8 protein-coding genes are annotated in these 13,246 nt (G+C 40.1%); 5 read left to right on the top strand and 3 right to left on the bottom strand.

Annotation, left to right across the window (positions count from 1 at the left end):
• On the top strand, positions 1–2,173 hold a 2,173-nt coding region (locus VB713_RS11880), incomplete at its 5' end, for a CHAT domain-containing tetratricopeptide repeat protein (RefSeq protein ID WP_323311756.1).
• Positions 2,174–2,419: 246 nt separating this feature from the next.
• Complete coding sequence (locus tag VB713_RS11875; RefSeq protein ID WP_323311755.1) at positions 2,420–3,388, top strand: trypsin-like serine peptidase; 969 nt, start codon at positions 2,420–2,422, stop codon at positions 3,386–3,388.
• A 278-nt stretch (positions 3,389–3,666) separates the two neighbouring features.
• Here the strand turns inward: VB713_RS11875 and VB713_RS11870 are convergent, their stop codons facing one another.
• The 3 genes from VB713_RS11870 to VB713_RS11860 all read right to left on the bottom strand — a co-directional run bounded on the left by VB713_RS11870 (position 3,667) and on the right by VB713_RS11860 (position 7,354).
• Positions 3,667–4,305 (bottom strand): pentapeptide repeat-containing protein, encoded by a 639-nt coding sequence (locus VB713_RS11870; protein WP_323311754.1) that lies wholly within the window; start codon positions 4,303–4,305, stop codon positions 3,667–3,669.
• Positions 4,302–5,696 (bottom strand): DICT sensory domain-containing protein, encoded by a 1,395-nt coding sequence (locus VB713_RS11865; protein WP_323311766.1) that lies wholly within the window; start codon positions 5,694–5,696, stop codon positions 4,302–4,304. Before VB713_RS11865 ends, VB713_RS11870 begins: the two co-directional genes overlap by 4 nt.
• A gap of 83 nt (positions 5,697–5,779) precedes the next feature.
• Positions 5,780–7,354 (bottom strand): photosystem II high light acclimation radical SAM protein, encoded by a 1,575-nt coding sequence (locus VB713_RS11860; RefSeq protein WP_323311753.1) that lies wholly within the window; start codon positions 7,352–7,354, stop codon positions 5,780–5,782.
• 520 nt (positions 7,355–7,874) lie between these two features.
• Here VB713_RS11860 and VB713_RS11855 point away from each other — a divergent pair.
• The 3 genes from VB713_RS11855 (at position 7,875) to VB713_RS11845 (ending at position 13,181) form a co-directional block, all read left to right on the top strand.
• Positions 7,875–8,273: a DUF1830 domain-containing protein gene (locus VB713_RS11855; protein WP_323311752.1), complete on the top strand. Its 399-nt coding sequence runs from the start codon at positions 7,875–7,877 to the stop codon at positions 8,271–8,273.
• A gap of 225 nt (positions 8,274–8,498) precedes the next feature.
• On the top strand, positions 8,499–12,710 hold the full coding sequence (locus VB713_RS11850; RefSeq protein ID WP_323311751.1) for a PAS domain S-box protein: 4,212 nt from the start codon (positions 8,499–8,501) through the stop codon (positions 12,708–12,710).
• A gap of 9 nt (positions 12,711–12,719) precedes the next feature.
• Positions 12,720–13,181 carry a DUF4079 domain-containing protein gene (locus VB713_RS11845; RefSeq protein ID WP_323311750.1) on the top strand — a complete coding sequence of 154 codons (462 nt, stop codon included), beginning with the start codon at positions 12,720–12,722 and terminating at the stop codon, positions 13,179–13,181.
• Positions 13,182–13,246 lie beyond the last annotated feature (65 nt).

The following is a 13,246-nucleotide window of genomic DNA, read 5'->3' as shown; positions in this document are numbered from 1 at the left end:
CTCATTAGGAGAAAAGCAGAAGGCGCTTGAATACTTTAACCAGGCTCTTCCCCTCCAAAGTGCAGTAGGGGATAGGGGAGGGGTAGCCACTACTCTCAGCAATATTGGTGCTGTCTACGACGATTTAGGAGAAAAGCAGAAGGCGCTTGAATACTACAACCAGGCTCTTCCCCTCCAAAGTGCAGTAGGGGATAGGGGAGGAGAAGCCACTACTCTCAATAATATTGGCAGTTTCTACTACTCATTAGGAGAAAAGCAGAAGGCGCTTGAATACTTTAACCAGGCTCTTCCCCTCAGACGTGCAGTTGGTGATAAGAGAGGAGAAGCCTCCACTCTCAACAATATTGGTGGTGTCTACGATGATTTAGGAGAAAAGCAGAAGGCGCTTGAATACTATAACCAGGCTCTTCCCCTCAGACGTGCAGTTGGTGATAGGGGAGGAGAAGCTATTACTCTCTACAACATAGCTAAATTGGAACGCGATCGCGGAAACCTCCAACATGCTCTCACTAATATTCAAGCCGCAATTGATATTGTTGAAGATTTACGCACCAAAATAGTCAGTCAAGAATTGCGTACCTCCTACTTTGCCACCGTACAAGATTACTACAAATTCTACATTGACCTGTTAATGCAACTGCACAAACAAAACTCCAGCAAAGGCTACGACGCATTAGCTCTAAATATTAGCGAACGTTCCCGCGCTAGGGGTTTAGTTGAACTGTTAACAGAAGCCAATATCAATATCCGTAAAGGTGTTAACCCTCAACTTTTAGCCGAAGAACGCCGTTTACAAATGCTACTTGATGGTAAAGACAATTTTTTGTCAGCACTCATGAGTAAAAAAGAAGCACCTACTCAAGTTGTAGAAACTACTAAAAAACAAATTCAAGATTTACTGCAACAACAACAAGAATTCAAAAATAAACTTCGTGCTACCAATTCAGAATATGCAGCTTTGAAATATCCTCAGCCTCTGACTTTACCGCAAATTCAACAACAATTAGATCCTGATACTGTCCTTTTACAATATTCTTTGGGTAAAGAACATAGTTATCTTTGGCTAGTCACTGCTAATAGTTTCACTTCTTATGAACTACCAAAGGAAGCAGATATTAAGAAAGCAGCGACGAAATTAATTGAACAATTAAAAGCTCCCACTATTGCTGAGGAATCTACAGAAAACACAGCAGAAAATGTTGCAGAAATTGGTAAAAATGCTAATGAACTTAGTCAACTTATTCTGAAACCTGTTGCTGATAAGTTGGGACAAAAACGTTTGGTAATTGTGGCTGATGGCATTTTACATCAAATACCGTTTGCGGTGTTGTCTGACTTAACAGAAAAAGTCAAATATCAACCGCTTTTAGTTAATCATGAAATTATTAATTTACCTTCTGTCAGCAGTTTAGCAACCCACCGTCAAAAACTCCAAGGACGCAAACCCGCACCGAAAACTTTAGCTGTTCTTGCAGATCCAGTTTTTAATAATGATGATTCTCGTGTAACTGGTAAACCTGAAACTTCTTTATCTCCTGAATTAGATTTACAACTTTCAGCTTTAAGGCGTTCCAGTGCTAATAGAAGTACATTATTACGACTTCCGGGAACTCGTAAAGAAGCAGATGAGATTTTAACATTTGTTCCCAATAACAATAGTTTAAAAGCAACTGATTTTGATGCTAATTTCAATTTAGCAACTAATTCCCAACTGAGTCAATTTCGCATTGTCCATTTTGCCACTCATGGACTTATTGACATGAAAAATCCAGAGTTGTCAGGAATAGTTTTATCATTAGTTGATAAACAAGGTAAAGCACAAAAAGGATTTTTACGCCTCAATGATATTTTCAACTTAGATTTACCCGCCGAATTAGTAGTTTTGAGTGCTTGTGAAAGTGGTTTGGGTGAAGAAGTTAAAGGAGAAGGTTTAGTAGGTTTAACCAGAGGATTAATGTATGCAGGTTCAGCAAAGGTGGTGGTGTCTTTATGGAAGGTAAATGATGAAGCGACGGCTAATTTAATGAGTGAATTTTATCGGAAAATGTTGAAGGAAGGTAAGTCTCCAGTTGTGGCTTTGAGAACCGCACAATTGAAGTTGTGGGGACAACAAACAAATCAAGATCCGCGTTTTTGGGCTGCGTTCACTATGCAAGGAGAATGGCGAAAATAAATAATTTGTAGGTTGGGTTAAATGAAGTGCAACCCAATATTAAGCATGGATTTGGTTGGGTTTCGTTCCTCAACCCAACCTACAACAGATATTTAGATTAGCTTGTTTCAAAAAATGCAACAGAAATATTTTTCATCAATTATTCTCTTACAATCAAAATAGATGGTCGGTGAGTAAGGGTTTAGCAATGCTAAACCTTTACATAAATCAAATCTTTAAATTTTAGGTGATTCAGGAGTGATTTCAATGTTTAAACAACCTATCTACAAACAACCAGTTGCTCTTTTTATAGCTACTCTTCTCAGTTTAATTATTGCGACTAATTGGGTATCGGTGCAAGCACAAGTGAAACCAAAAGTCCAACAAACAACCCCACCAACTTTTACCAAATTCCAAGATGCTGGTAAGTTGAATTTATCAGCAGATGGAAAACCTTTTAAACCTGAAGACGTTAACCAATCTGACAATCCTGATCCTGAACACAGAGGTACTATTGGTCCTGATGACCGTATACCAATGTTCAGCCGGGAATATCCTTGGTCAGCTATTGGTCGTATTCAAGGTACAACAACTGATGCTCAAAACTATAGTTGTACAGGTACTTTAATTGGTGATGATTCGGTGTTAACAAATGCCCATTGTGTGATTGATCCTGAAACTCATCAATTGAGTAGACAAATTATCTTTTCACCCAATGTGATTGATGGTAAAGTTGCTGACCAAAGAGATATTGCTTTTGTTGAGCGCGTTACTTATGGTACTGATTTTACTGATGATGAAATAACTAATCAAACCCAAGATTGGGCAATTATGAAACTGAATAAACCGATTGGTAGGAAATACGGTTATTTAGGTCATAAATCTTTACCTACTTCAACCTTGATTAATAACCCGAAAAAATTCGCCTTTGTTGGTTATTCTGGTGATTATCCCGACCCTAAAACGAGAGGTTATGAGTTCCTCAAAGCTGGTGCTGGTTGGACTGCTGGTTATCAAGTGGGATGTAGTATTGTGAAGGAAGAGAGAGATATACTCTTTCATGATTGTGACACAGCAGCAGGTTCTTCTGGTGGTCCAATTATGGCTTGGATTGGGAATAAACCCTATATTGTGGCTTTGAATAATGCGGAAATTAAAAACTTAAATACTCATCAAGATGTTATCAATTTAGCTGTAAAAATATCTTTTTTAGATAGATTGGCTGGGAAAAATTGATATCAATAAGTCTGGTTAATTAATTACAATTTCCGGACACGATATGAGACATTAAATTTAGATAATTAGGCAGTTTTTATTTCTCTATTTTGTAGAAACGTTTCATAAAATGTTTCTACAATTTAGTCTTTTATAAGGTAAATTACCGTAATCAATTATTTCTATTTATTGGGTGTCGTAAAAACACGCCAAATAATAAATATAGTAATCCCTATATATGAGAATACAGTCAGCCATTCTTGCCAACGAGATATATCATTCATAAACAAAAATCAGGATTAAGAAACTACCTCAAGCATTGTACCTACCAAACACGCTCGATCTAAATTAGCCCCGTTTAAATTTGCAGCTTCTAACTCTGCACAAAGTAAGTTAGCCCCTGTTAAATTCGCCCCTGCTAAATTCGCACCCCGCAAATCAGCTTCTTCTAGGTTAGCTTCACTTAATAATGCTCCTTGTAAATCAGCGCGACTCAAATCTGCACCTTTGAGATTTGCCCCTGTGAGGTTTGCACCACGTAAGTCAGCACAACGAAAGTCAACTCCTTGCAAGTTGACACTCATTAAATTAGCACCACTTAAGAAAGCACCAGCCAAAGTAACATCGCTGAGTGTTGCACCCATCAAGTTAGCACCACGCAAATTACTACCTCTTAAATCAGCACTACTTAAGTCTGCTTGCATTAAATTTGCTCCCATGAGGTTAGCTCGCAAGTCAGTTTCTTGGAGGTTAGCCCCCATCAAATTTGCACCTTCAAGATGTGCGCCTTCGAGTTTAGAACCAGTAAAGTTAGTCCCAACTAATTTAGCACCAGCTAAGTTGACGCGGCTTAAATCTATTTGGGATAGTTCCTCGTCTTCTAAATTTGCTCCTGGGAGTTGTTTGATTTTTCCTAATCTAATAGTTTCAATATTCATTTGCTGTAATTACTAATCTCCTCACTATTTTTGCTGTGGCTATCCCATCGTGAATCAAGTAACCACATACCACTACTCACTTTAGCTGTCATTAGGGGTAGGTCAAGTCCCTGTTGTAAACCCATAACTAATAACGTTAGGGTATCCACAAGTTTAGGGTCAAAGCGGGTAGATTGTTGCAGTCTGCACTCATCTAAAGCTTGAGCAAAGATCTCTACTCCACTTTTATCTGAGTATTTTTGCTGATTGACTCGCAACTGAAAATCTGATGCTAATGCTAAGATTCTCGATTCGAGGGGGATTTCATCTCCAACTAAACCAGATGGTTCTCCTGTGCCGTTCCACCATTCGGTTTGGTGAGTGATAATTTGGGCAACTGCTCGCAATCGTGGCATTGTCCGTAATACTTGTACTCCTGGTATTAGGGGACAGGTAAGGGGACAACTGGGGGCATTTTCTTGGTAGCTGTTGGATGTGCTAGAGAGTATACTTTCTGCTCTTTGTAGTGGATCTATGCGGTGCAATAACCCTGCTAGGCGCAATCTCTTAAGTTGCCATGCTGGTAAATCTAACAACTGACCGATTGTTTCCGAAAGTGCCACGACTTCTGCGGCGGCTTTGGGGTTGCTGATATTTGCTAAATCCATTAATTGCGCCATCCGCAAAAATGCCTGGATTTCGTTAGAAACCAAGTTGCGATCTAGGGCTTTTTGTTGCAGGGCTGCGGGTAGGGTTAATTGTTCTTGTCCTGCTTGTAGGTAATCGACGACGCGGGAGACAACGGCACTTAAGTCTTTTGGTGGGGTAATAGAAGCCTGGATTGCTTGTTTATGGGCGCTGAGTTTAGTTGCTAATTCTGGGTTATATTTTTGAATGTGAGCGATCGCTATTTCGGCTGTCTCACTGACTAAATCTGGTTCAAATGTCCACAAACCATAAAATTTACGTTCTAAATCTGACCCTGGTAAACCACCGATTCCATAATCAGCATCAGATAATTCTTGACAAATTACCATCGCTGTGTATTCAGGTGATAAAATAATCAAATGCCATTCCTGCTCTACAGGATCACCTGCGGCTATAGGCACTAAATCAACATTGGGTAACTGACTAGTATGGTGTTCTGCAAATCCTGCATCAGCCGAGGCCATAATCGCAATTTCACGGCTACGCTTGGCAATATCTGCGTATCTATCTGCTTCTTGTAAATACCATTTACCCTGTTGAAATGCCGCTATCACTAAAGGCGCACCGTCATCAGTTAAAATATGGTCTTCCAGGGCATGACATAACGAAACCAGGGTATTTTTATAATACACCCCAAAATGAATCGGCCTGGTGCTGTGACGATGTGCTACTTCTAGCTTTTGGAGAATTGAACCTTCTAGCATGAATTTTGGTAAAAATAATCGCCGGGGACGGGAGGAGGACAATTCAAAATTCAAATCAAAATGTCCACATACTCCCTAGTTTTCTATAATACGCCTGCCAGATGTTTCTCTTTAGTTGCAATTGGCGCAGAAAGTGCTGTTTCTAACTCAGCACAACCTAATTTTTCTTCTAAGATATTCATAACTTCGCGTCCGAAGTCGTTGGGATTGCGTCGCCAAGCTTGTAAACAGACTTCCCCGAAAAATGAACCTAGTGGTTCAGGATTCCACAAAAGTTTCTTGGCTGTCCAGGGCATCAAACTCATTGGATCATACCCTGGTTTGAGGATACCTTCTTTAAAGGCATATTCTTCTAAATGGGTATGAGGTTGCAATCCAATAAAGAAAATGGCAGGTTCTACTTTATCAGCACCGAAAATCCGTTCCAATTCGCGGTGATAAGCGATCGTTTGGCGAATGGTTTCGTGACGTTCGTCAATGACATTAAAAGAGTAATTGACGGAAACCAAGTCATTGAAACCAGCGGCTTTCAAATCACGACAGTTCTGCAAAACAGTCCGCAGATTGTACCCCATCCGCATTTTTCGCACCAATTCCTGAGAACCGCTAGTAATACCGATTTCAAAGTAGTTCATCCCTGTTTTTGCCATCAAGTCACACAACTCTGGAGTTAAGTTGTCTGCTCTGATGTATGCTGCCCAGTTTATATCTGTCATGCCGGAATCGACAATCTTTTGTAATAGTTCTATAGCATCGTCGATATATTTGCGTGCGGGGATAAATTGAGCATCAGTAAACCAGAAGTTGCGAATGCCGCGATTATATAATTGGCGCATCTCAGCCACAACTTCATCGGCAGGGTTAATGCGTACCTGTTTGCCTTCAACAACAGTGTAAACGCAGTAACAGCAATTATGAGGACAACCCCGTTTAGTTTGAACACCAACATAGAAATCTTGATCTTGCAGGTAATAATTAAATTCCGGCCAGATAGTTTCGATATAGTCGTAGTTACAAGCTGTTTTTTCTACGGGTGTTGGTTGTTCGTGGATCAGCCGTTCTCGTGGTTGATTTTCTCCCACTACATAACAACGTTCATCTCGAAACTCTTGGCCACCCAAGAATTTTGTCAGTAAGGTTTCCCCTTCACCCACAGAGATAATTGTTCCTTGCGGTAAGCTTTTGCCCAACTGTTGATAAAATACGCTGACTGCACCACCACCCAAAACTACACGCGCTTGGGAGTGATATTTTTGGGCGCGAGCTAAACCACGTTTAACTAAGCCTAAGTTGCGCCACAACTCTACATAATAAGCAATGAAGATGCGTAAACCGCCTAATGCTCCACGTAATTTGATGAGTGGGTTCTTGGCATAGTAAAATTCAAAGGCGTTTTGCAGTGGATTTCCGCCCCTTCCACCGACTGGAGCATATATTTGAATATCGCGCCAAGAAAAGACTAGGAGTGTGGGTTTAAATTCATCAATACAGGTATCTAGGGCAGTAGCATAATCTAAAGGTGGTACTGTGCCTAAATCAAAAATCCGCTGTTCAATGTTGGGAAACAGCTTGTGGACGTGATCAGAAAGATAAACAACCCCAATGGGAAAGATGGGGTTACAGGGAAGGCGAACGTAAAGAATGCGGTTTTCCGTCATAATGTTTTAACTTCCATCTTGCCGATTTTTTAGGTGAAACCTATAGAAACATCTGTTTTAAACTGTGTTTTTTTTAGTTTACTGAAATTATCAATATCTTGCTTGACATTTGAGCAAATTGTTGGTATCTAAAAACTTGATGTTAGTAAAATTGCGAAAATCTAAAACTACTGTGCATAAAATTATGTAAAATTATACATAGAGATAGACTTTATGAAGAAAAATTTCATATAGCTTTACCATAACATTGAGTCTATTCATTAAGCGATGTTTTGCCTTGGTAATTCTGGAGATAGATGATAAAGGAACAGGGAGTAAAGAGTAGCCTGGAAAGTCTGGGGATGATAAATTTAAAAAAATGAGATATGGTCAGGAAATTTTTATAAATAAAGACATAACTTTAGATAGAAATAATGCAGAAAATTCCAGTTGGTAGTCGGAGTTACAGCAACTGGGGATCGGGCGATGTTAGTTTTGCCTATGTAATGTAAAATTGTGGCGTAAAAGCTCCTCAGCAGTTATGGCTCAAATATTAGATCCTCTACCACCGGAGCAATCGGGGAAGTTTCTCTGCTGCTACGTCAATGCCACGAATAAAATGCAGGTGGCTCGCATTTCCAATATTCCTAACTGGTACTTTGAAAGGGTTGTGTTTCCTGGACAACGGCTAGTTTTTGAAGCCCCGAAAGAAGCTCAGATGGAGATTCATACGGGAATGATGGCAAGTTCAATTTTATCGGATACGATTCCGTGCGATCGCCTGGCCATCGGTGAACCTACTAGCAATGGATGTGATGATACAGATTCTTTAGAAGAAAAAAAACCGATAAATACCACTTCGATGGGTTCTTCCATAAATACAAAAATTGGAGATACTACGAAACCTTTCCAAATTATGGGATTAGCATCCGTTGATTGAAAAAAATTTTTCTCAATTTTAGGGTTGCTGAAGTCAGCAGCCTTTTTTGTTTAGTTATAGGCAAACGATAAGTACTGTAGCGGTAGCGGGGTGTTAGCGCGTAAGAACCCATATCTTCAACACTTTGAGCAATCAAAAATTTCCTAAATAGCCTAGAGGTAGAGTTATCTTAGAGTGATTTCTCTCAACGTTTAAATTAGAATCAAGTATCTCAGTACTTGTAACATGACTTATCTCTCTGCCAACAGGATCATCAAGACATTTGTCAAAGTACCACTACAAATTCTGCTCATAGTGCCGTTTGTCTTGCAAACCGTGGGAGTAGTGACACTGGTGGGCTATTTGTCTTACCGGAGTGGAGAAAAGGCTGTAGAGAAGTTGGCAAATCAATTGATGACGGAAGTAAGCGATCGCATTGAACAACATCTTAATACTTATTTAGGTAAAGCCCAGGAAATTAACCGCACGAATGTGGATGCTTTCGAGTCGGGAATTTTAGACTTGAATGATTTTAACACCTTGGGTAAATATTTTTATCGTCAGGTGCGATCACCTACGGTGGGACATAGCCCATCATTCAATTTTGCATACATTAACTTTGGCAGTAAAGAGGGAGGATTTATTGGTTCTGGCTATGGGTTGGGTAATCAGTTGCGAATTGCAGAAATTTCCAAATCTGACCTCAGAAAAATCCGCTCCTACTCAGTAGATAATCAGGGTAATCGGCTCAAGTTAGTAAATACAATTAAAAACCCGCAAACGAATAATGCTGCTTGGTACTTAGATGCAGTCAAAGCGGGTAAGCCGATCTGGAGTTCCATCTACACTTGGGGAGACTTACCTGATCACATCAGTATTTCCGCCAGCACTCCTATCTATGACGCTCAGAAAAATTTACTAGGTGTACTCGGTATTGATTTGGAACTTGCTCAAATCAGTCGATTTCTGAAAACACTGAATGCAAGGAGATCCGGTTATATTTTTATCATAGAGCAATCAGGGTTAATTGTTGCCAGTTCGGAAGATCAATCCCCAGTTACCATCATCAATGGTAAAGCTACACGACTAAAAGCCCTGAATAGCCGTGAACCTCTCATCCGTGAAGTGACGCAGGATTTAATACGACGGTTTAGCCGTTTACAAGACATTTCTCAGCCACAAATTCTTCGTCTTGCTCTAGAGCAAAAACCCTTTGTGAAAGTTACACCCTATAGCGACTCCTATGGCTTAAATTGGCTCGTGGTGACAGTGATTCCCGAAACGGAATTTATGGCAGAAATTCATACTAATGCTCGCATAACCTTTATACTCTGTGGCTTGGCGCTGGTAATTGCTATTGGCATGGGTAGCCTCACCGCATACTGGATTTCTCAACCTATTTTGCGATTAAGTCGAGCTAGTCAAGCTATAGCTAAAGGAGAATGGCAAAATTCTTTATCTGAAGATATAGCCATAGCAGAACTGAAGGTTTTAGCAACATCATTTAACCAGATGTTTGCTCAAGTCAAGCAAGCCTTTCAGGAATCGGAAACCAAATTTTCGACTATTTTTCATACCACTCCTAACCCCATTTGGATTTTCACATTAGGAGAAGGAATATGTGTGAATGTTAATGAAAGTTTTTGCCAGTTTTGGGGAGATACTCAAGAAAACATCATCGGTAAAACCTGTGTGGAATTAGGAATTTGGGTAAATCTGGAAGATTCATGTCATTTCAAACAAACTCTACTAAATGAAGGAAGTCTCCTGAATTTTCAAACAGAGATTTACACTTACTCAAACCAGATTAAGACCGTTCTGATATCAGCTAGGGTGGAATCATTGAATGGGCAAGATTGCATCATTGGTGTCATGAAAGATATCAGCGATCTCTACAACGAACTGCGTTTACGCCAACAAACCGAACAAACCTTATTAGAAAGCGAACACCGATTTAGGAGCTTGTTTGAAAACTCCCCCATTGCTTATCAGTCCCTCGACGCACAGGGATGTTTTATTGATGTCAACGGGCAACTGTGTGACTTATTGGGATACACCGAAACAGAACTCATGGGTAGGAGTTTTGGCGAATTTTGGTCACTGGAGACACAACCCTATTTCCCAGAAACATTTGCATATCTCAAAATTAATAAAAAGGCTAATGAAGAATTATACCTAAAAAGAAGGGATGGTGGCGAGATAGTCGTTCTGCTCGAAGCTCGTGTTCAATATGAACCAGATGGTCAATTTGTGAAAACACATTGCGTTTTATACGATATCACTGAACGCAAGTACATGGAGGACGCATTACAGTATAGCCAGAATTTATTAGCAACATTAGCGTCTAATATTCCTGGAACAATGTACACCCTGATCCAGCATTCTGATAAATCTTTTACTTTTGAATACATCAGCTTGGGTTGTCGATATTTATTAGAATTAGAACCAGAGGAAATTTTAGAAAACCCTAGTCTTTATTTTGCACAAATTCATCCTGATGACCGGGATGGATATGAGGCTACTGTTGCCTTGAGTACCAAAAATTTACAGCCATTTTTTTATGAGTGGCGAATAATTACACCTGCCGGCAAACTGAAGTGGGTACAAGCAAATTCTCGTTATGAATTGCGACAGAATGGCGATACTGCGTGGCATGGTGTTTTGCTTAATATCACTAAGCGTAAACAAGCTGAAGAGGCTTTGCAGAAGAGTGAAGCCATGTTGTTAGAAGCCCAGCAGGTTGCCCACATTGGCAATTGGGAGTATGAATTTACCACAGGTAAAATTACTTGGTCTACGGAACTATTCCAGATTTTAGGACGTGACCGGACACTGGGTGAACCTACCTACCAAGAAAATCTGCTGCTTTACCATCCCGAAGATGCCGAACAGCTACACCAGGCAGTTGAAAGGGCGCTCTTTACAGGAGAATCCTATCAATTAGAACTGAGAGTTGTGAATGTAGATGGCTCTTTTCGGTATACCGAAGGTAGAGGCAAGGCTGAAATTAATGCTCAAGGACAAGTTATTCGGCTGTTTGGCACATCCCAAGACATTACTGAGCGCAAACAAGCAGAAGATAAACTGAGGGAGAAGCAGCATTTTATTGAAAAAATTACAGCGCTAACGCCAAATCTGCTTTATATTTATGACCACATTGAACAGCGTAATGTTTACATGAATCGTTCTGTTGTGGAAACATTGGGCTATTCAGCCGCAGCAGTTCAGGAAATGGGAGATAAGTTGTTTTCGATCATTTGTCATCCAGATGATCTAAATATGGTCTATCAGTCCATGCAAAAAACTTATAGACTGCAAGATCATGAGTTTGTGGAAATAGAGTATCGCGTTCGAGATATTCAAGGTGAATGGCATTGGCTTTATAGTCGAGATATGGTGTTTTCTAGAACTGAAGATGGTAGGGTAAAGCAAACTTTAGGAACATCCCAAGATATTACTGAGCGCAAAAAAGTAGAGTTAGCTTTACTTGAAAGCGAAAAGAAATTAAAAGAGATTTCTGCATCTTCGCCAGGAGTAATTTATATTGCGGTTAGGCGGTTGGATGGTTCTTGGTACTATGAATATATGAGTGATGCTTTTGAGGATATTCATGAAGTTACTGTTGAGCAGGTACTCGAAAATCCCTACCTCTGTTTTGAGCAGTTTCATCCTGATGATTGCGATCGCTATCAGGAAGCACTGAATTACAGTCTAGAAACTATGTCTTCTTTTAACTATGAGTGGCGCATCATCACCCCTTCAGGAAAACTCAAGTGGATTAAAGCCCGGTCTAGACCAGAACTGCGAGAAAATGGAGAGATTGCATTTTATGGTGTTGTCTTAGATGTGAGCGAAAGGGCGCGGCTTGAAGCCGAACGCAAAACAGCAGAATTAGCTTTACGAGAAGCAGAACATAATCTCCGATTGGCAAATCAAGAACTGGAAAAACAGGCAAATATTGATGGGTTAACGCAAATTGCCAATCGTCGCTGTTTTGACCATCGCTTAGAGGTAGAATGGCTACGACTATACCGAGAACAGCAACCTATTTCTCTACTATTATTTGATGTTGATTATTTTAAACGCTATAACGATTCCTACGGTCATCAAATGGGGGATGAATGTCTGATTAAAATCGCTCAAGCGGTTCAACAGGTAGTGCGTTGTCCAACGGATTTAGTGGCTCGCTATGGTGGGGAAGAATTTGTGGTTATTTTACCTAATACTGACATTGAAGGGGCGATCGCTATCTCTCAACGCATTCATTCTGCAATTAAAGATTTAGCAATTCCTCACCAAGCCTCGGAAGTCAGCAATATAGTTACAATTAGCCAGGGCATTACTACTCAAATACCTACCTCTGGCACATTATCAGCCAACTTGGTCGAACAAGCAGATCAAGCACTCTACCGCGCCAAGCAACTGGGGCGTAATCAGTCTATAATTTTCCATCTCTAAACTTTTATTATGCATCTACCTTCTTTCCTCTGGTTATGGAAAATAGCCGCATGGTCTATGGGGCTGTCACTGTTGGCATATTTATTTTTAGCAATTACTGGTATTTGGATGTTTAGGGTGAGAAAAACAGGACAATCTCCTTTCGGCATCCCAGTGATAGATGGAAATAGCAGCATCAGATTGTTACACTACATCATCGGCATCACAATGGTTAGTTTAGTACTGCTACTTCTAGCCGTTGGTATTGTCGGCACTTTAGGCCATTTTGGTTCTTTGGGACACTCATCACACTTAATCGCTGGATTAATCGTCGTAGGATTGGTGTTAATATCAGCTTTTAGTGCTACCCAAATTAGCACTCTTAAGCCTTGGGCTAGACCTTTACATATTGGTTTAAATATCTTGTTATTTATAGGTTTTGCTTGGGTTTCTTTAACTGGTTGGAGTGTAGTACAAAAATATTTACCGTAGTTGGGTAATTGGTATACTGCAAACGGGTCAAACTTGGACTTATGTCATACTGACCGTAACGTAGT

It is taken from the genome of Anabaena cylindrica UHCC 0172, assembly GCF_034931625.1.
Taxonomy (GTDB): Bacteria; Cyanobacteriota; Cyanobacteriia; order Cyanobacteriales; family Nostocaceae; genus Anabaena; species Anabaena cylindrica_A.
The sequence above is the reverse complement of the archived record's forward strand: the minus strand, read 5'-3'. Positions and strand labels throughout refer to the sequence as shown.